The organism is Streptomyces sp. NPDC097640 (assembly GCF_040302705.1).
Taxonomy (GTDB): Bacteria; Actinomycetota; Actinomycetes; order Streptomycetales; family Streptomycetaceae; genus Streptomyces.
This window is the reverse complement of record NZ_JBEOSB010000054.1, coordinates 1-19,031: the sequence shown is the minus strand read 5'-3', so window position 1 is coordinate 19,031 and position 19,031 is coordinate 1. Positions and strand designations below refer to the sequence as shown.

The following is a 19,031-nucleotide window of genomic DNA, read 5'->3' as shown; positions in this document are numbered from 1 at the left end:
TCAGCCGTCCCAGGCGGCCCGGGCGGTCCAGTACTCGCTGCCGTCGGCGCTGGTCCCGTGGTGCCACTCGGTCGTGCGGCGCAGGGTGGGTTCGACGCGGGCGGTCGCCCGGTCGGCTCCGTCGGGGCCGTTCTCGTCGACCTGCCAGTGCACCCAGTTGACCTCCCGGCCCGCGCTGTCGTGCACGAACAGGTCGACGTGGGACCAGCCGTAGTTGTGGGTGTCGGCGTAGCAGGTCAGAAGCATGGTGCGGTCGCTCATCGCTCCCCCGACAGCGGTGCGCTGAAGAGTCGTTCGGTGCGGAAGGCGGAGATACGGGGCCGGTCGGGGTCCAGCCGGAAGGTCACGTCGAGGCGGGCGATCACGATCTCGGCGTCGCCCGTCTCGTAGCGGGAGAGCTGCTGCATCTGCCAACTGCCCTTCGCCCGGCCCTCGTCGACGTCGACCGTGCCGGGGAAGAGCGAATGCACGTTCGCACGGAAGTGGGGGTTCGGCGGCAGATAGGCCGACAGCATCTCCACGATCGCCTCGCGGCCCTCGATACGGCCGAACTTCTCCGTGTACGCCTCGCCGCCGCCCTCCCAGACGGCGTCCTCGGTGAACAGGTCGCCCAGCTCGCCCTCCGCGCTCACGGGTACGTCGCACAGGGCGAGATAGCGGGTCAGGGTGGCCAGCACCTCAGACATCCCGGCCCCCCGGGACGGGCAGGTCGACCTTGGGCGACCCGGGATCCTCGGTGAGCGGGATGACGGCGCCGGTCTCCGCATACCAGCGCAGTACGGCCTCGTGCATGCGCCGTTGCACCTCCGTGTGCTCGCCGCGACCCGCCAGGTTGGTGCGCTCGTGCGGGTCCCGGATCCGGTCGTACAGCTCCGGCGGCTCGTACAGCCGCCACACATAGGTCCACTGGCGGTCGCGCACGGCCACCGCCCTGCCGACCAGGCGTGGGTTCTCGTGCTGCAGCGCCGCCTTGGCGTCGTACGGGTAGCCCGCCCGCTCCAGCTGGGGTTCCTCCTCGACGGTGAACCCGCCCTCGGTGAAGGCGTATCGGCGGTGCTCGGCGTCGGGTTCGCGAAGCAGTGGCAGCAGGCTGCGGCCGAAGTGACGGTGCGGGGCCTCGACACCGGCCAGCTCCAGGACGGTGGGCAGGACGTCGACCAGTTCCACCATCGCGTCGGACACCTGGCCCTCGGGCAGTCCTCCCCCGCTGACGATCAAGGGGTCGCGGGTGAGGCATTCGTGCATGCCCGACGGCCATTTCTCGATCAGGCCGTGGTCGCCGAGGTATTCGCCATGGTCGGCGAAGAACAGGGTCACGGTATCGGTGTGATCGATGGCGGACATCACCCGGCCGAGGTGATGGTCCATGCGCGAGACCATCCCGTAGTAGGTGGCGATCACCTCGCGCCACATCTCGGGAGTGACGCGGTCGAGGCCGTACCGCTCCCGGACGGCCCGCATGAACTCCGGTTCGCCCTCCCCCGGTCGCACCGGTGGCAGCGGGTCGGGGATTTCGTCGCGGTCGTACATCGAGAACCACGGCTCTTCGACCTGGAACGGGCAGTGCGGGGCGAAGACCGGCAGGAACAGCAGCCACGGCCGGTCGTCGGGCGGGTTCGCCAGCCACTGCTCGGCCGTGCGGATCAGGGCTTCGTCGAAGTCGACCCGCCCGTCGTCCGGCACCCGGCCCCGGTAGAAGAGCCGGGCGTGCACATCGTCCGGGTAGCCCTCGGCGAGTCCGTCCCGCAGTCCGAGGGTGGGCGGGACGGAGAAGCCGTAGTCGTGGACACTGTCCTCGGTGACGCCTTGGGCGAGTGCGTGGCCGCGGGTGCCGGCCCAGGTGACGTGGTAGCCCGCGTCCTTGAGGATGCGCAGCAGATTGGGCTCGTGCGGCTTGAGGAGGTTGTTCAGGCTGCGATGGCCGGCCGTGTGCGGATACCAGGCGGTGAGGAAGGACGCACGGCTCGGCGAGCAGACCGGGTGCTGCGCGAAGGCCTGGGTGAAGCGGGTGCCGCGGGCGGCTAGTGCGTCCAGGTTCGGTGTGCTCACCAGCGGGTTGCCGAAGGCGCCGAGCGCGTCGGCGCGCAGCTGGTCCGCCACGAAGACGACGAAGTTGGGGCGTCGGCTCATCACGCGCTCCATTCCCGCGCGAACCTCAGCCGCTCCGCCCGCCGCCCGGCCTGCCGTTCGGGGTCGGGCACCGGGGCTGCGAGCAACAGCCGCTTGGTGTAGGCGTGTTCGGGGCTTTCGGTGACCTGGGCGGCGTCGCCGGTCTCCACGATGTCGCCGCGGTACAGGACGGCCACGCGGTGGCTGATGTGCCGTACGACGGACAGGTCGTGGGTGACGAAGAGGTAGGCCACCCCGGTGGCCTCCTGGATCTCGATGAACAGGTCGAGCACCCGGGCCTGCGTCGTGAGGTCGAGGGCGCTGACCGGTTCGTCACAGACGATCACCTTGGGGTCCCGGCACAGGGCACGGGCGATGGCGATCCGCTGACGCTGGCCGCCGGAGAACTCACGGGGCAGCCGGCGGGCCGCGTCCTGGGGGAGATACACATAGTCCAGCAGCTTCTGCACCCGGCGTTCCGCGTCCGCGCGCGCGACACCGGTCACGAGCAGTGGCTCGGTGAGAATGTCCATGACCGTCATGGCCGGGTTCAGCGAGGTGAACGGGTCCTGGAAGACGACCTGGATGTCCTTGCTGAGGGCGCGCCGCTCCTTCTTGCCGAGCCGGGAGATCGGCTTGCCCTCGTAGCGAATCTCACCACCGGTGACGGGAGCGAGGCCGAGCACGGCCCGGCCCAGGGTCGTCTTGCCGGAGCCGGACTCGCCGACCAGGCCAAGGGTCTCGCCGGGCGCAATGGACAGGGAGACACCGTGCAGGACGCGGAAGGGCTTCCGGCCGCGGCCCTTCCCGGGGTACTCCACCACGACGTCGTCGAGTTCGAGCAGTGGAGAGGTCGGCGAGGTCATGACGCTGCCTCCTTGACAGTTCCCTTGGCGATTTCCTCGGCGGTTTCCTCGGCGGTGGCGGGCATACGCAGTGCGCCGCGCGCCGGGCCGCCTTCGAGCGTGGAGTCCAGGAGGGTCCTCGTGTACGGGTGCTCGGGCGCGGCGAAGATCTGCCGTACCGGTGCCGTCTCGACGATCCTTCCGGTCTGCATCACCGCGACCCGATCGCAGATGTCGGCCACCACGCCGAAGTCGTGGGTCACGAGGATCATGCTCATCCGGCGTTCCTGCTGGAGCTCGCGCATCAGATCGAGCACCTCGGCCTGGACGGTGACATCGAGCGCGGTGGTCGGCTCGTCGGCGATCAGCAGCCGCGGATCGCAGGAGACGGCGCCGGCGATGAGGACGCGCTGGGCCATGCCGCCGGAGATCTGGTGCGGATACGACCGGAACACCCGCTCCGGGTCCGCGATGCCCACCCGCTCCAGCAGTGCGAGCGCCTTGGCGCGGGCCTCGGCCCGGGACAGCTTGAGGTGCTTGCGGATGGGTTCCACGAGATGGGAGCCGATCCGGAAACACGGGTCGAGGTTGGACATGGGTTCCTGCGGGATGTACCCGATCCCGCGTCCGCGCAACGAGTTCAGCTCGGCGGTGTCCAGCCCCAGCAGCCCCTTTCCGTCGAAGACCAGTTGGTCTGCCGTCACCTCGGCCTCGTTGGGGAGCAGCCCGAGGATGGAGAACGCCGTCTGGCTCTTGCCCGAGCCCGACTCACCGACCAGGCCCAGGACTTCGCCGTGCGCCACGGTGAGGCTCACTCCGTCGACCACGGTCTTGTCACCGCCGGGCTTCGGGTAGCCGACCCGCAGCCCCTGCACGGTGAGGAGTCGGTCCGCGGGCGGCTGGGCCACAGGCGCCGCGGCGCTCCGCGCGATCCGTGTGCGGCGCTTCGTGACCCGGGGCTCGGTCGTCCCGAGCGCGTCCCGTACCGCGTTGCCCAGCAGGCTGGCGGCCAGGATGGTGAGGCCCATCGCGGCGCCCGGCCAGACCAGCAGCTCGGGCGCGTTGTAGATATTGGTGAAGGCGTCGTTGACCATGGCGCCCCAGCTGGCCTGGGATGCCTTGCCCAGGCCGAGGAAGGCGAGGCCCGCCTGGATGCCGATCGACACCGCGAACAGCTGGGTCGCCTGGATGATGGAGGGGGCGATCACCACGGGCAGAATGTGCCGCCGCATGATGCGCGGGTCGCCGAGTCCGGAGACCCGGGCGGCGTCGACGTACAACTCCTCACGGACCGCGACCACCGATGCGCGGATGAGACGGAAGACCATCGGCGCCATGATCACACCGAGCACGATCATGGCGACGTTGAGGTCCTGGGAGACGGCCGCCATCACGACCAGCATCACGATGATGGCGGGCACGGCCATGATGACGTTGATGACCCAGCCGGCCACCGCGTCGAACCAGCCCCGGTAGAAGCCGCTGATCAGACCGAGCGGCCCGCCGACCGCGAAGGCGACGAGGGCGGCGAGCGTACCGCCCAGGAGGCTGCTGCGGCCGCCGTACAGCAGCCGGGAGAGGACATCCCGACCCACGCCGTCACCGCCGAGCGGATGACTGCCCGACATGGGCGCAAGCGTGTCCGCCATGTTGCTGTGGTCGGGCGCGTAGTCGGTGAGCAGGGGTGCCGCCAGGCTCGCGGCGACCACCAGGGCCAGGACCACCAGGCAGCCGGCGGCCAGGGGGTCGCGCAGGGTTCTGCGCAGCAGGCTGTCTCCCTTGGCCGCTGCGCCGGCCTCGGCCGTGTTGTGCACGGCGGGTGGCTCGCTCATGAGACACGCACCTTCGGGTTGAGCCAGCCGTACGCGATGTCCAGCAGCAGATTGACGGCGACGATGATGACGACGGTGACGACGACGGCGCCGAGCAGCACGGGCCCGTCACCGCGTACGGCCGCCGAGTTGGCGAGGGTGCCGATACCCGGCAGTCCGAACACCTTCTCCACGACGACGGCGCCGCCGATCAGGCCGATGAACTGCAGGGCGAGCACGGTGAGGGCGGGCGGGCCGGCGTTGCGCAGCGCGTGCTTGAAGACCACGCTGCGGGTGGTCAGTCCCCGGCTGCGCAGGGTTCGTACGAAGTCCGCGCGCAGGATGTCGATCAGTGCGCCGCGCACCTGCATCGCGGTGGCCGCGGTGGCGCCGATGGCCAGGGACACCGCGGGCAGGATGATCGAGCGGAGCCAGTCGGTGGCGGAGGTACCGAGAGCGACATAGCCGGTGGCGGGCAGCCACCCGAGCTGGACCGCCAGGGTGACCACGAGGACCAGGGCGATCAGGAAGCTGGGCACCGCGGCGCCCAGCACCGCGGCGAACTGCACGACGCGGTCCACCCATCCGCCGCGCAGCGCCGCCGCCGTGCCCAGGGCGACGCTGAGGACCACCGCGATGAGCATGCCGGCGAGCACGACGGAGAGGGTGACCGGCAGGGTGTCGACCAGCGACTGGTTCACCGAGTCGCCGGTGAACCACGAGCTGCCCAGGTTCCCCTGTGCGGCCTGTTCCATCCAGTGCCAGTAACGCTCCGCCAAGGGCTGGTCCAGGCCGAGTTCATGGCTCTTGGCGGCAACGGCGGACCGCGTGGCGGTCTCGCCCAGAACGTTTCGGGCCACATCGGTGCCCGTGGCACTGAGCAGCAGGAATGTCGCGGTGGCCACGACGACCACCAGGACGGCGCCGGCGGCGATGCGCCGGAACAAGAAGAGGAGCACGGTCAGTTCCTCCTTCCGTACAGTAGAGGGGCCGGTGGCTAGTTCGCCGGCGCGTAGTTGTAGAGCGGGGGATAGCCGTTGCCGGGCTGTGGCGTCACCTTGACGTCCTTCGCGGTCGCGTAGGCATTCGCCGGCAGGTTCCAGGGGGCGTTCCACGCCTGCTCGACGACGTAGGTGTTGAGCTCCTTGAACAGTGCCGTCCGCTGGTTCCCGGTCGCCTTGCCGATGCGCTCGATGAGGCCTTCGGCCTTCGGGTCGTCATACTTGAAGGGGTTCCAGGTCGACTTCTTCATCAGCTCGAGCTGGACCTTGTCCCATGCTGTGGGTGCGCCCAGCTTGAAGTAGGACATCGCGTACTTGCCGGACAGCATGCTGCTGAAGATCTGGTCGCCCGGCAGGTTGTCCAGCTTCACCTTGATGCCGATGTCCTTGAGGGACTGGGTGAGCGCGGCCTGTTCCTGCGGGAAGTTCGCGGAGAGGTCCGGGATGGTGACGGAGAAGCCGTTCGGGTAGCCGGCCTCGGCCAGCAACTTCTTGGCCTTCGCCGGGTCGTAGGAGTACTTGCTGTCGAGCCCGGCCTCGTAGCCGTCCTCACCCGGTGCGAACAGTTGCGTGGTGGGCGTGCCGAGCCCGGTCTTGGCCGACTTGATGATGGCCTGCTTGTCGAAGGCGTAGTTGAGCGCCTGGCGGACCTTCAGCTTGCCGAGGGCGGGCACCTTGTTGCCGGCACGGTCCCAGATGAAAAGACCCTCGACGTCACCGGGCTGATAGGTGACGACATTCAGGCCGCGGCCCTTGACGGTCCTCACCCGGTTGAGGTTGAGGGTGGCGCCGTCGAGCTGCCCGGACAGCAGCGCATTGGTGCGCGCGGTCGGGTCGGCCAGGTACCTGACGACGATCTTGTCGTAGGGGAACGCCTTCGCGTTCCAGTAGTCCGGGTTGCGCGTGTAGGTGTACATCTGCCCGGCGGTGGTGGCCGACGTGTCCAGCTTGTACGGGCCCGAGCCCACCGGGACCTTCGGGTTCTCGAGCGACTTGGGGCCGGCGATCATGCCGGAGACCTGGCCCAGCGCCGGGAGCAGTGACGCGGTGGGGTGGCTCAGCTTGATCGCCACGGTGTGGGTGTCGACGACGTCGACGCCGGTGATGTCCTGGATCTCTCCGGCGGCGGTGCCCGTGCCGCTCTTGGTGTGCAGCAGGCTCTTGCGGACCGCCTCGGCGTCGACAGGGGTGCCGTCGGTGAACTTCAACCCGGTGCGCAGCTTCAGCGTCAGGGTCGTCTGTGCCTTGTCGTACGACCACGACGTGGCCAGGTTGGGGGTCGGCTCCCCCTTGGTGTTCAACCGGATCAGCGTGTCGAAGACCGGCTGGTAGTACTGGGCCTCCGGGCCCATGCTCGCCTTGGCCAGGTCCCACGGCGTGGCCGTGACCGACTCGGCGAGGGTCAGTGTCTTGTCGCCTCCGGCGGCCTGTGTGCCGCCGCCGCAGGCCGCCACCGTCGCGGTCAGAAGTCCGGCGCCGATGATCGCCACTGTCTTGCGCATGTTCTCTCCACCTGGTTCACGTGTCGGCTCACCTCGTTGTCCCCCGTACCGTCCTGCCGTCGGCCGTACGAAGCCGGTCCAGCTCCGCGTCACCCGGTCACGGCTACGCGTAGGCCGCGGCCCACTCCCCGCACAGCCGCACGCTCTCCTCGGGGGTCGGCCGGGCCCCGCGGTCGACCTCGACGATCAGCCAGCCGTCGAAGTCGTCCGGCAGCGCGCCGACGAAGCCCTCGATGTCCGCGTTTCCGTGGCCCGGCTCGGACCACAGCCCCGCGAGCACCGTCCTGCGGTAGTCCCAGCCCGCTTCCCTGGCCCGGGCGGCGAGGCCGAGGTCCAGGTCCTTGATGTGGACGCTCGCCACCCGGTCCGCGTAGTCGCGCACCAGCCGGGTGGCGTCGGCTCCCGCCCACGTTAGATGGCCCATATCCGGCCCGAACGCCAGGACCGAGGCATCGACGGTGTCGAGGACGAAGCGGGTCTCCTCCTCGGTCTCGGCCCAGGTGCCCACGTGCGGATGGAAGGCGGGGGCGATCCCCTCGGCCCGGACGATCGCGGCGATCTCGGCCAGGAGGTCCCGCACCCGCTCCAGGCGCCCCTGGTCGGCGAGGTGGCCGACCGCGGGACGGGCCACCCGCTCCGCGTCCTTCGCCATCCCCATGGCGAGGAAGACCGTGTCCACGCCCAGCTCCGCGTGGTGTCCGGCGACGCGCGCCGCGGTCTCGCGGAACGTCCGCCGCTCGGCGTCGTCGTCGGTGAGCCGCACCGCGATGTAGCCGGGCGCCGGGCTGATGCCGTACGCGGCGAGCTTCGCGGCGTAGTCCTTCGCGGTCAGATCTCCGGGGACGGCGGTGTGGAGAGCCTTGATGCCCGTGTCGCGGATGACGGCCAGCTGCTCGTCGAGCGGCGGGGCGAGAGTGGGGTCGATCCAGCCGTCGGCGCTCGCGACCCACTGGAGGGGGTTGATGGCGAGGCGGTCATGCCTGATCTTCATGGTGAACTGCGGTCCTTTCGGTGGCCGGGCGCGGTGGCCAGGTCAGTGGGCGTAGCGGGGCTCGGGGCGCTCGCAGCTGCTTTCGATCTCGACGAACCGCCGCTCCCGCTGGGAGGTCTCGAAGCTCTCCAGCACATCCAGGGTGTGGAAGGCGAAGAGCGGGTTGGCGCGGTGCGGGCCGCCGTCGACGGCCCCGGCGAGGTCCCGTACGCCGAGGCCGCGGCGGTGCTGCTCGGGGGTGTCCACGGCGCCGAAGAGCTCGATGACCGGGGTGAGTACCGCCCACTGGCTGTCGTGGTGGCGCTTGACGCGCACATCGCCGTCGAAGAAGTTGGGGTTGGGCAGCGCGAGGGTGCCTTCGGTGCCGTATATCTCGATGCGCGGCAGTTCGGTGTCCCAGACGTCGAAGCTCATCAAGGTGGTGCCGATGGCCCCGGAGGCGAAGGTCAGGGTGGCCGAGGCATGGGTGGGGACCTCGACGGTGATCTCGTCGACCACCCGCCCGGGGCTGGTGACCTTGCGGGTCTTCGCACCGATGCGGGTGGCGGCGGACACCTGCCGGACCGGGCCGAGGCAGTTGACGAGCGCGGCCAGGTAGTAAGGGCCCATGTCCAGAACGGGCCCGCCACCGGGTCCGTAGAAGGCTCGGGGGTCCGGGTGCCAGGTCTCGGCGCGGCTGGAGCGTACGAAGGCGGTGGCGCCGACCGGCTCGCCGATCAGCCCGGTGTCGATCGCGTGCCGGGCGGTCTGCACGGCGCTGCCGAGGAAAGTGTCCGGGGCCGAGCCCAACAGCTTCCCGCCGGCCGCGGCGGCATCCAGGACCTCGCGGGCCTCCTCGACGGTGGCCGCGATCGGCTTCTCGACGTAGACGTGTTTGCCTGCCTCCAGCGCGGCGATGACGGTCTTCGCGTGGAACCGCGGCGGAGTGATGTTGATGACGATCTCGACGGCGTCGTCGTCGAGCAGCTCGCCGGCGTCGCCCCAGGCCGGGATGGCGTACTCGGACGCGGCCTGTTTCGCGCGGGCCGTGTCGACGTCGGCCACACGGACCACTTCGAGCTCCGGAAAGGTGCGCAGGCCCTCGACGTAGCGGCCGAATATGTTGCCGGCGCCCAGAATCCCGATGCGGTGCCGTGCTTGTTGCTGAGCCATGGATCTCCTGCGTTCGTGAAGGGGGGACGTCAAGCGGCGATCACGCGACGATCAAAGGCCGCAGGGTTCGGTGGGCGATCTCCAGACCGGTTTTGACCCGCTCCTCGGTGCCGCTCCACACCGGGTCCTCGTGCTCGACGGAGAGGGTCCCGGAGAAGCCGTTCTCGTACAGCGCGTCCACGACGGCGTTCCAGTCGACCTGGCCGCGGCCCGGGACGCGGTAGCGCCACCAGCCGGTGTCCCACGGGTCGTCGCGCCGGACCGCCTTGCCGAAGAAGCCGTAGCGGTCGACCTTCCCGGGGAGGATCTGGAGGTCCTTGGCCTGGGCGTGCACGATCTTGTCCGCGTAGGGCGCGATGGTCGTCACCGGGTCGATGCCGATCCAGGTCAGATGTGACGGGTCCCAGTTCAGATACAGCCCGAGGGAGAACATCCACTCCCACAGCTCGGGCGAGTAGGCGAGGTTGCCCGGATAGCCGTCCGGGTGCCAGCCCTCCATCACGCAGTTCTCGATGATGATCCGCACCCCGCGCTCCCCCGCGTACTCGACGAGCTCGGGGAAGACTTGCTGGGCCATGTCGAGGTTGTGGGCGACGGGCCTGGTCCAGTCGCGGCCGACGAAGGTGCCCACGTACGGGACCTCCAGCGCCCGCGCCGTGTCCACCACCGCCTTGAGATGGGTGTGGATCTCGGCCCGCCGCTCGGGGTCGGGATGGAGGTTGTTCTCGTAGTAAGCGAGGGCGGAGATGCCGAGGCCATGGCGGTCGAGCAGCGCCCGGGTCTCGTCGGCCGCGCGGTCGTCGAAGCCGGTCACCGGCAGGTGGGCCGCCTCGAAGTCACGACCGCCGGTGCGGGGCCAGGCGGCGACCTCCAGCGCCTGGTATCCGGCGGCGCTCGCCCAGGAGGCGATCTCGGCGAGGGAGAGCTGGGGCAGGCAGGCGGTGAGCATGCCGAGTTTCATGCGATGGCCTCCAGGCCTGTCGGTGCTGCGGGTGCTCCGGGTGCCATCGGTGCGGGTTCGACGTCGACCCAGGTGAGCGAGGCTGAGGAAGTCAGTACGGCTTCAACGAGCCGCGCCGAGCGGACGCCGTCCTCTCCGGTGGGCAAACCGTCGGGTGCTTCGCCGCGGATCGCCGCGTAGGCGTCGGCGACAAAGGAGTTGAAGCAGTCGGCGTAGCCCTGTGCGTGACCGGCGGGCAGCCGGGAGAGCCGTCGCTGCTCGGCCGATCCGCGGTTCGGGTCCCGGACCAGCACACGCGCTCCGTCCGGGGCGCCGAGCCACGCGGTCTCGGGGTTCTCCTGGTCGAAGACCGCGCTGGCGGCCGAGCCGTCGAGCTCGAACCACAGCCGGTTCTTGCGGCCGGCCGACACCTGGGAGACGGTCAGCGTGCCCAGGACACCGCCGTCGGTGCGCAGCAGCACCGTCGCCACGTCCTCGGTACGCACCCGAACCCGCGGGCCCTCGCCCGTCGTCGCGAAGCTGGCGCCCGTGCCTGCGGGGCGCGTGGCGACGGTGGTGCCGAGCCGTGCGGTCAGTGTGGTGAAGCGGACTCCGGCGACCCATTCGACGAGGTCACACCAGTGGGATCCGATGTCCGCGAACGCCCGCGACGGTCCGCCGTCGGCCGGGTCGACCCGCCAGGACATGGCGTTCTCGGAGAGCATCCAGTCCTGAAGATAGCTGCCGTGGAGCAGCTGCCACGCCCCGAACTCGCCACGCAGCCGGCGCTCCCGGATCTCCCGGACCAGGGGGTGGTAGCGGTAGACGAAGGGCACCGCGAGCACCAGGCCCGCCTCCCGTGCCAGCCTCGTGAGGCGTTCCGCGTCGGACGTCGAGGTGGCGAGCGGCTTCTCGCAGATCACATGCTTGCCCGCGCGCAGCGCCGCCTCGGCCTGCCCGACGTGCAGCGCGTTCGGGGTGCACACATGGACGACCGAAACGCTGTCGTCGGCGAGCACCGTGGCGAAGTCCGGGTAGCGGCTGGGCACTCCCCACCCATCGGCGGCCCGCGCGCTGCGCTCGGGGGTCGAAGCCACCACTCCGGCGAGTTCGCCCCCGGCCGCCCGGATCGCGGCCGCGTGCACGGCACCGATCATCCCGGCTCCGGAAACCACCGCCCGAAGCGAGTCATTCATCGTGTGCACCTCCGCCGTCCAGCAGCCGACCGCGGTCTGAACGCCGCGCTGCGCATCACCATCGTTTAGTTCACACAGCAAGCACAAGATGGGATATTTAATTTTCTTCAAGGCCTAAAATCGGTCAATCTTCGGCCAATCATCGACCGGCATGCCCCATTAGTTCCCCATGGGCGCGGTCCGAGATAATGACCGTTGACGAACCCAAGGTGAAGTCATTACGGTCACTCGAATGCATAAAGACGACGGCTACGCGGAGGAATCGCCTGTCTCCGGATCGGTCCCCCAGGCGCTGCGCCGGGTGTTGGGCCTCGTGGTCTCCGGGGAGGCGACCAACCGCGCGGAAATCGCCCGGCGCAGCGGTCTGGCCCGGTCCACCGTGGGCCAGCAGGTCGACCATCTCGTCGGCACGGGCATCCTCCAGGAGGTCGAGTCCAGGCGGTCCGTCCGGGGGCGGCCGCCCCGGGTGCTGACGATCAGCCCGCAGGCCGGAACCGTCGTCGTCGCGGACATCGACACCGCCGCCTCCCACGTGGCCATCGCCGATCTCACCCGACGGCTCATCGCGCGCAGCACGGTCCCGGTCCGGATCGATGCCGGTCCCCAGGTGGTGCTGGACGCGGTGACCGAGCGGCTGCGAGAGCTGCTGGAGAAGCACCACCGCGATCCCGGCCGCGTACGCGAGGCGGTCATCGGCCTGCCCGGGCCGGTCGACTTCCAGCAGGGCTGCGCGGTACAGCCGACCGGCATGCCCGGCTGGGACGGCTACCCCGTCGCCGACTACCTCCGGACACGTTTCCGCGCCCCCGTCGTGGTGGACAACGACGTCAACCTGATGGCCCTGGGCGAGGCCGTACAAGGCGGGGCGGAGACGCCACTGCTTTGCATCAAGATCTCCACCGGCATCGGTTCCGGACTCATCACCGCGGCCGGCGAGGTGTACCGCGGTGCCGACGGAGCCGCCGGCGACATCGGCCACATCCGGGCCGTCGGCGGCGGCACCGTCCTGTGCGTCTGCGGCAACGTCGGCTGCGTCGGCGCGATCGCCTCCCACCGCGCCGTCCTGCGCGGCCTGGGCATCCCCGAGTCGACCGACGACGACCTGCTCCACGGCACGCGCATACTCGCCGAACGCATCGCCAACAGCGACCCGACCGCCCTGCACGCCGTGCGCCAGGCCGCCACGGAAATCGGCGAGGTGGTCGCCATGCTGGTCCACATGTTCAACCCGCGCAGCGTGATCCTGGCCGGCCCACTGAGCGAACTACGCGACGACCTGGTCTCCGCCGTACGAGCCGCGGTGTACCAGCGCGCCCTTCCCCTGGCCACCCGCAAACTGACCATCACCGCGACACAGCTCAAGGGCGACTCCGGACTCCACGGCGGCATCGCCCTCGCCACACAGGATGTCTTCGGGCCGACCGGCATCGCACGGCTCCTGGCCGACGCCTCCACGGCGGCCGATTAGGCAGGAACAGCACCGGAATCGGCCCCGGGCTCGACCCAGGCAGGCCCGATGCTCTCGGCCGGCTGTCCGGGCCGGCCTGAGTGATGTGCGTCGGCCGGTCTCACAAGCACCCCATGACCGACAACTCGGTGACTCCATAGGGCAATCCGCCGACGGGCAGCAGATGGACGCGGACCTGGAGCGCGACGGCCTCGGGGACTTCGAGATGCCACCTCCTCGAGGTGGAGGTGCCTGATGGGCCGCTCTGATCGGCGATGACGGTCCATGTCGCGCGGTCACGGCTGGCCTCGATGACGAACCTGTGCCGACCCACCGCGGAAAATTCCAGCCGAATCTGTTGAACCCTCACCAATCGCTCGAGGTCGACCGCCACCCACGGCTCACGATCACCGGCCAGTGGCTGAAAGGTGTCAATATTCCGATCAGGCTGCTGAGCTGGGCCTTTCCTGCGGATGATGAGGTGATCGGAGTGGCGTGGTGTGCTACTCGTTGAGCAGTCCAGCGAGTACCTGCTGGCGCCTGATCGTGGCGGCGGGCAGGGGGATGATGTTCGGGGCGCCGTCGGGGCTCGTAGGCCCAGGCTGCGGTGGGCCCGTCCGGTGTTGTAGTGCTCGGTGTACCTGGTGAACGCAGGTGTCGTTCGCCGGTGATGAGGAGCCGGTCGGTGCATTCGGTGCGGGCTGTGCGTATCCATCGCTCGGCGAACGCGTTATCGCACTCCGGCAGAGGTCTACCCTGACCTCCTGAACAGCGGTGATGCGCTGACCGCTTGAACTCGCCATCGTTTGCCGACGGGGCGAGCCGGTCAGTGGACGGGTGGGGTACCAGTCAGCGGCTTGGTGGAGTGGGCAGCCGCCCGGCCAGGCGGGGTTGGGCGGAGGCGGACTGCTGATCCTCAGCTGTCGTGAGTTCGCGGTCTGGTAGCGGTGCTGGTGAGCCGGTCGCCGAGCGTGCTTCTCCGGTACAGCACATGCCGTCCGTCACGTGTCCGGGTGACCAGTCCTGTGGAGTGCAGGACACGCAGGTGTTGGGAGACAGCGCTTGGGGTGACCCTGAGACGGCGGGCGAGTTCTACGGTGGGCAGCGGCTCTTCCAAGAGGCTGAGCAGTCTTGCTCGGGCTGAACCGAGCAGAGACACCAGGGCGGTTGAGTCGACGGTCGGCATCTCCGAGCCCCACAGCGTGGCTACTCCCCGGCTGGGATAGACGAGGCTCGGCGGCTCGTCCGGGCTCACGGGGGGCGCGGGCTTGTGCGCGAACACGGACGGCAGGAGCAGCAGCCCCCGGCCAGATGCCGCCACCCGGTGCCTGCTGATCATCTTGTGGATGTACAGCTCTCCGCCTTGCCAGCGCAGGTTCGGGTGCATGTCGGCGAACAGCAGTCGCGCGCCCCCCAGGGCAAGCTGGCGGGCGCGGTAGGTCATGTCGGCTTCCAGCACCAGCCGCATCTGCGGCCACACCGGCTCGATGGCCACCGCCCAGTACTGCCGCAGGAGATCGCAGATGGCGTCGCGGAGTCTGGCAACAGGTGCGTCTTCGGCGGCGGTGGCGTCGCGGAGCGCTTCGGGAACAGGGTCGGGTGCGTGCGCGAGCAGCAGGTCGTGGCGGACCCGGGCGCAGGATGCCTGGCGGACGACGGAGAGTTCTTCTTCGAAGGCTGGCGCGAAGCTCGCGGGATTCGGGGTCAGGAAGTCGGGGAGGGTACGCCGCTGGGCGACCAGGGACATCAGTAGACCGGTGTCGAGCGTGCCGAGTCTGCCGAGTACGGACCTGCGCCACGGCAGATGTAGCGCGGACAGGCCGGGATCCTGGAGCACCCGCAGGCTGAACAGGGTTTCGTGCAGGGGTGAGAGGGCGAAGCGGGTGTCTGCGAGGTCCTCGACGCCGAGCACAAAGCTGATCATTAAGCCATACGCTACATCGATTGGCGACGCAACGTCGATGCCATGGACTTCCTCCCATGACACCCACACCTCATGTGCAGCGGACGGCGGTTGTCACCGGTGCTGCCCGCGGTATCGGCGCCGCCGTTGCCAGGCGCCTGGCGGGCGACGGCTTGGCGGTTGGCGTGATCGATCTGGACGAGGCGGACTGCGGCGAAACCGTGGAGGCCATCACAAGTGTCGGCGGGGCAGCGCTGGCCGTCGCCGCTGATGTCGCCGACGAGGCCGCGGTCACTGCGGCCATCGCCCGAATCGCCGCCGCGTTCGGGCCGCCGACGGTGCTGGTCAACAACGCCGGCATCGGACCCCGTGCCGACCTTGTGGACATGACCACGCAGCAGTGGGACACGGTCTTGGGGATCAACCTCAGCGGCTCGTTCTTCGCCGCCCGGGCCGTCTGCCCGCACATGGTGACGGCCGGATGGGGACGCATCGTCAACATGTCGAGCATCTCCGCTGTCGGTGACGCTGGCCGCGTCGACTACGCCAGCGCGAAGGCGGGTTTGATCGGATTCACCAAATCCCTCGCTCTCCAACTCGGCCCGCATGGCGTGACCGCGAACGCCATCGCGCCGGGATTCGTCGTGAGCGACATGACCAGGGCCTCGGCCCGGCGGCTCGGCCTGAGCTTCGAGGAGTTCCGGCACAGGGCGGAGCAGTCCATCCCGGTCGGCCGGGTGGGCCTGCCGGACGACATCGCACATACCGCCTCCTTCCTCGTAAGCCCCGGGGCGGGGTTCGTCTCCGGCCAGGTCATTTACGTAGCGGGCGGGCCGGTGGACTGAAGGATGAGCCGCCGGATGGTCTTGATCCTGGCTGTCACATGCGCCGTGGCGGTGGGCAACATCTACTTTCCGCAGGCCATCGGTCCACTGATCGCCGCCGGGCTGCACGTGTCGCCCGATTCGGCCGCTGCGGTGGTGACCGCCACACAGACCGGCTACACGGCCGGGATGGTCTTGCTGGTGCCCCTTGGCGACCGGCTCCCGCACCGCTCGTTCCTCGTCGCCCTCCTCGCCCTGACCGGCCTGGCACTGCTCGCAGCGGGCTGCGCACCGGCTCTGCCGGCCCTCATTTCCGCCAGCACCCTTGTCGGCCTGACCACCGTGGGCGCGCAGATCGTCGGCCCCCTGGCGGCTGGTCTCGTGGCCGCCGACCGCCAAGGAGCGGTGATCGGCACCCTGCTGAGCGGATCGACCGGCGGCATGCTGCTGGCCCGGACCTTCAGCGCCACGCTCGGTGAGTGGCTGGGCTGGCGGGCCCCCTACCTGGTCGCAGCGGTTCTGGCCCTGATCCTCGCCACCGTCTTGGCGTTCGCGGTGCCGACCACAACCCCGTCCTCCCGCCAGCCGTACACAGCGCTCCTGGCCGAGCCGCTGCGCCTGCTGCGCACCGAGCCAGACCTGCGCCGCTCGTGCTTCTACCAGGCAACCGTCTTCGCCGGGTTCTCCGCGGTCTGGACCTGCCTGGCGCTCCTGCTCGCCAGTCCGGCCTACGGCCTGGGTGCCCAGGCGGTAGGAATGATCGCCCTGGTCGGCACGGCGACCATGGTCTGCACCCCGCTCGCCGGCCGCCTGGTGGACCGCTACGGCCCCGATCCAGTGAACCTGGTCTGCATGCTTGGCGTCCTCGTCTCGGCCGCGATCCTCACCTTTGGTGCCCGGGGCGGCACGCTGGGTCTGACCTCCCTGACACTCGGCACGCTGCTCCTCGACACCGCGATGCAGTCCGGCATGGTCGCCAATCAAGTCCGCGTCTACGCCCTGCGCGTCGACGCCCGCAGCAGGCTCAACACCGCCTACATGACCTGCGCCTACCTGGGCGGCAGCGCAGGTTCCTGGCTCGGGATACGCGTCTGGAGCCAGGCTGGCTGGTGGGGCGTGTGCATGCTCGTCGCGCTGCTTACCGCACTCGCCCTGGCCCGCCACCTACGGGCGCTGTACACGTTCGAGGAAAGCCCGGCCAGGAACCGTGCGGCGAGTGCGGATGGCTGCGGCCACCACCCTGGTGCTGGTGGAAGTGATCAGGCCTCGTGCGACGCCTGCGTTACTCGGCCTCGCCGTCGTCTGACTCGTCGTGGGCGTGGGGGTCACGCAACGGGCGCAGGCCAGGCGCCGCGGGCCGGGTGAAGGCATAGCGGCCGAGGAAGTTTATGTGGTCGTACTGAAGCGGGGAGAGCCGGGCGAGCAGCTCGTCGGTGACGGGGAAGCCGTCGGCGGCGAACTGCTTGACGGCGGCGTCGATGTAGAGGCTGTTGAACAGCACTACAGCGTTGAGTGCCAGGCCGAGGGCGCCGAGCTGGTCCTCCATGCCCTCGCGGTAGTGCTGGCGCAGTTCGCCGCGCTGGCCGAAGAAGATCCTCCGGGCGAGGCGGTGGCGGGCCTCGGTGACGTTGAGCTGGGCACCGATCATCCGCCGGTAGCCCTCGTCGGAGACGAACTGGAGCAGGTGCAGGGTTTTGAAGATCCGCCCGTAATGAGCGAACGCGTCGCCCAGCCCGGTCGGCTTGCCGTCGCGGGAGAGCATGCGGATCAGGTCGTGGCCACGGACCTCGCCCAGGGTCAGGGAGCCGGCCACGCGGAGCATGTCGCCCCAGTGTGCGCGGATGCGGTCCAACGGGTGGTGTGGTTCGAGACGGGCTGGAGCGGGCGTAGTCGGCTGCGGTGTTCGTCCGCCACAGCCTCGCGTCGGAGATGTCGGCGATCCTCGGTGAGAACTGGTAGCCGCAGATGGCGAACAGGCCGAAGGCCATGTCAGCCTTCGGTGTGTCCTTGAGAGCGTCGATGAGTTGGTCGAATTCGGCCAGCCCGCTTCAGCTGGCCGGCGACCGCTCGCGTGAGGCTAGGCCCTGGGATGCGAATTTGAGGGTGATCACTCGCGCCATGCAGAGTCCGGAGGGCGCGTGACAATTCTGTGGCTGTGCTTTTGAGTGATCATGCGAGCAGTGTCGAGCTCCGCCTGCTGCGTTATCAGTTCTCCGAGGTCCGGGGTGACTCATACGACGACAACTGGCTGGTCGTCGGCGGAACGGTGACGACTCCCGAGGGCAGCTGGTCCTTTGCCGATCCGTGTCTGCTGACCCATGAAGCGCATCAGATGTCCGCGTGGTTGCGCGAGGTGGCCGCAGAGACGGTGGCTGTGACAGGACCTGACGCCGAAGGCTGGCTGTCGCCGGACACGTGGTTCGTCGAGCCGGTCCTGGCCGTCAGCCTCGCCGATCGAACCGACAGTGGGGCGGTGATTCGCGTTCACCTGTCCTTGGAGGCGGCACCCCCATGGCAGCACGGCGATGACCGAGCGGACATCTACCAATACGTGGTGGAGGTGCGAGTGGATGCGACTGCGCCGCTTCACGCAGCCGACCAATGGGACCTTGCACTGCTTTCCTTCCCGACTCGCTGATCAGCGGTACCCCTCCTCCGGGATATCGGTGGGGTCTTCGAGGGGCTCCCTGGTACTCGGTCATCCACTCCGGCGCGGGCCTGCCCTCGTGCTTCGCCGAGTCGCGGCAGGTGCTCGCGCCCGGCGGCTACCTCCTACTCAGCCTCCTCGAGTCGCCCTTCCCTGGCGGTCTGTCCCCGCTCCCCGGCGCGACGCTCATGAGGCACCGTCGGCAGGGTTCCCTCCGGCCGGAGTCCGGAGATGGCCAGGCCGAGCTGCCCGGTCACGCGGGTCGCAGCGATGGCCTCTGAGATTCTCGGCCGCGCCACCGCCCTCCAGGCCTGGCCCTCGCGCAGGGCGCCGACCGGGACTGGCCGGGGTGGTGCTGCCGTCGCGTCCTGTGCCGCTCGAAAAGTCATCGCTGCATGTCATGCCGCGTATCTGTACTCGTTGATGAGGCCGCCGAGGATCCGGGTGCGCAGGACCTTGCCGGTGCTGAGGCCATGCGCCGGTTGTTCGTGGGCGTCGGGTGGTAGCTGGTTGCGGGCCTGGTGGGGTCGGTGTTCGTTGTAGTGCCGCTCGTAGGCCGCGCGAGGATGTGGCGGGCGTGGGCCTCGTTCATGATGAGGACGTGGTCGAGGGCTTCGCGTCGGATGCTGCCGATGATGCGTTGGCAATGCGCGTTCATGCGGG

The 19,031-nt window shown here is 69.4% G+C and carries 18 protein-coding genes and 2 pseudogenes; 4 read left to right on the top strand and 16 right to left on the bottom strand.

The features are described from left to right. The 11 genes from ABTY62_RS46380 to ABTY62_RS46330 all read right to left on the bottom strand — a co-directional run bounded on the left by ABTY62_RS46380 (position 1) and on the right by ABTY62_RS46330 (position 11,547). Positions 1 to 261, bottom strand: coding sequence for a hypothetical protein (locus ABTY62_RS46380; RefSeq protein ID WP_352135436.1), 261 nt, complete (start codon positions 259 to 261; stop codon positions 1 to 3). Continuing rightward, positions 258 to 686 (bottom strand): nuclear transport factor 2 family protein, encoded by a 429-nt coding sequence (locus ABTY62_RS46375; protein ID WP_352135435.1) that lies wholly within the window; start codon positions 684 to 686, stop codon positions 258 to 260. The genes ABTY62_RS46380 and ABTY62_RS46375 overlap by 4 nt, the downstream gene beginning before the upstream one ends. Then, the gene (locus ABTY62_RS46370) at positions 679 to 2,130 is read right to left on the bottom strand and encodes a sulfatase family protein (protein ID WP_352135434.1); all 1,452 of its coding nucleotides are present in this window, start codon (positions 2,128 to 2,130) and stop codon (positions 679 to 681) included. Before ABTY62_RS46370 ends, ABTY62_RS46375 begins: the two co-directional genes overlap by 8 nt. Beyond that, positions 2,130 to 2,975 (bottom strand): ATP-binding cassette domain-containing protein, encoded by an 846-nt coding sequence (locus tag ABTY62_RS46365; RefSeq protein ID WP_352135433.1) that lies wholly within the window; start codon positions 2,973 to 2,975, stop codon positions 2,130 to 2,132. Before ABTY62_RS46365 ends, ABTY62_RS46370 begins: the two co-directional genes overlap by 1 nt. Next, positions 2,972 to 4,786: a dipeptide/oligopeptide/nickel ABC transporter permease/ATP-binding protein gene (locus ABTY62_RS46360; protein WP_352135432.1), complete on the bottom strand. Its 1,815-nt coding sequence runs from the start codon at positions 4,784 to 4,786 to the stop codon at positions 2,972 to 2,974. Before ABTY62_RS46360 ends, ABTY62_RS46365 begins: the two co-directional genes overlap by 4 nt. Beyond that, a complete protein-coding gene (locus ABTY62_RS46355; RefSeq protein ID WP_352135431.1) occupies positions 4,783 to 5,724 on the bottom strand; it encodes an ABC transporter permease in 942 nt (313 codons plus the stop codon). The genes ABTY62_RS46360 and ABTY62_RS46355 overlap by 4 nt, the downstream gene beginning before the upstream one ends. A gap of 38 nt (positions 5,725 to 5,762) precedes the next feature. Then, on the bottom strand, positions 5,763 to 7,268 hold the full coding sequence (locus ABTY62_RS46350) for an ABC transporter substrate-binding protein (RefSeq protein ID WP_352135430.1): 1,506 nt from the start codon (positions 7,266 to 7,268) through the stop codon (positions 5,763 to 5,765). Positions 7,269 to 7,371: 103 nt separating this feature from the next. Beyond that, positions 7,372 to 8,259, bottom strand: coding sequence for a sugar phosphate isomerase/epimerase family protein (locus tag ABTY62_RS46345; RefSeq protein ID WP_352135429.1), 888 nt, complete (start codon positions 8,257 to 8,259; stop codon positions 7,372 to 7,374). 42 nt (positions 8,260 to 8,301) lie between these two features. Beyond that, the gene (locus ABTY62_RS46340) at positions 8,302 to 9,411 is read right to left on the bottom strand and encodes a Gfo/Idh/MocA family protein (RefSeq protein WP_352135428.1); all 1,110 of its coding nucleotides are present in this window, start codon (positions 9,409 to 9,411) and stop codon (positions 8,302 to 8,304) included. A gap of 40 nt (positions 9,412 to 9,451) precedes the next feature. Further along, positions 9,452 to 10,372: a sugar phosphate isomerase/epimerase family protein gene (locus tag ABTY62_RS46335; RefSeq protein ID WP_352135427.1), complete on the bottom strand. Its 921-nt coding sequence runs from the start codon at positions 10,370 to 10,372 to the stop codon at positions 9,452 to 9,454. After that, entirely contained in the window at positions 10,369 to 11,547 is a 1,179-nt protein-coding gene (locus tag ABTY62_RS46330; RefSeq protein ID WP_352135426.1) for a Gfo/Idh/MocA family protein, read from the bottom strand. The genes ABTY62_RS46335 and ABTY62_RS46330 overlap by 4 nt, the downstream gene beginning before the upstream one ends. Before the next feature lie 232 nt (positions 11,548 to 11,779). On the opposite strand from ABTY62_RS46330, the gene ABTY62_RS46325 reads away from it, so the two are divergent. After that, positions 11,780 to 13,015, top strand: coding sequence for an ROK family transcriptional regulator (locus tag ABTY62_RS46325; protein ID WP_352135425.1), 1,236 nt, complete (start codon positions 11,780 to 11,782; stop codon positions 13,013 to 13,015). A 100-nt stretch (positions 13,016 to 13,115) separates the two neighbouring features. Here ABTY62_RS46325 and ABTY62_RS46320 read toward each other — a convergent pair whose 3' ends face one another. Both ABTY62_RS46320 and ABTY62_RS46315 read right to left on the bottom strand, forming a co-directional pair. After that, positions 13,116 to 13,388: a hypothetical protein gene (locus ABTY62_RS46320; RefSeq protein ID WP_352135424.1), complete on the bottom strand. Its 273-nt coding sequence runs from the start codon at positions 13,386 to 13,388 to the stop codon at positions 13,116 to 13,118. 522 nt (positions 13,389 to 13,910) lie between these two features. Further along, positions 13,911 to 14,918, bottom strand: a complete 1,008-nt coding sequence (locus tag ABTY62_RS46315) for an ArsR/SmtB family transcription factor (protein ID WP_352135454.1) — start codon at positions 14,916 to 14,918, stop codon at positions 13,911 to 13,913. Between the two features lie 56 nt (positions 14,919 to 14,974). Here ABTY62_RS46315 and ABTY62_RS46310 point away from each other — a divergent pair, with 56 nt between their 5' ends. Together ABTY62_RS46310 and ABTY62_RS46305 are read left to right on the top strand one after the other, a co-directional pair. Further along, positions 14,975 to 15,742, top strand: coding sequence for an SDR family oxidoreductase (locus ABTY62_RS46310; RefSeq protein WP_352135423.1), 768 nt, complete (start codon positions 14,975 to 14,977; stop codon positions 15,740 to 15,742). Positions 15,743 to 15,757: 15 nt separating this feature from the next. Beyond that, positions 15,758 to 17,086, top strand: a complete 1,329-nt coding sequence (locus ABTY62_RS46305) for an MFS transporter (RefSeq protein ID WP_352135422.1) — start codon at positions 15,758 to 15,760, stop codon at positions 17,084 to 17,086. Here ABTY62_RS46305 and ABTY62_RS46300 read toward each other — a convergent pair. Then, on the bottom strand, positions 17,004 to 17,573 hold the full coding sequence (locus ABTY62_RS46300) for a Tn3 family transposase (protein WP_352135421.1): 570 nt from the start codon (positions 17,571 to 17,573) through the stop codon (positions 17,004 to 17,006). The genes ABTY62_RS46305 and ABTY62_RS46300 overlap by 83 nt on opposite strands. Before the next feature lie 31 nt (positions 17,574 to 17,604). Beyond that, positions 17,605 to 17,709: pseudogene (locus ABTY62_RS46295) on the bottom strand (Tn3 family transposase); the annotation flags it as partial. 167 nt (positions 17,710 to 17,876) lie between these two features. Here ABTY62_RS46295 and ABTY62_RS46290 point away from each other — a divergent pair. After that, positions 17,877 to 18,359 carry a WapI family immunity protein gene (locus ABTY62_RS46290; protein ID WP_352135420.1) on the top strand — a complete coding sequence of 161 codons (483 nt, stop codon included), beginning with the start codon at positions 17,877 to 17,879 and terminating at the stop codon, positions 18,357 to 18,359. A gap of 407 nt (positions 18,360 to 18,766) precedes the next feature. Here ABTY62_RS46290 and ABTY62_RS46280 read toward each other — a convergent pair. Beyond that, positions 18,767 to 19,031, bottom strand: a pseudogene (locus ABTY62_RS46280) (integrase core domain-containing protein); the annotation flags it as partial.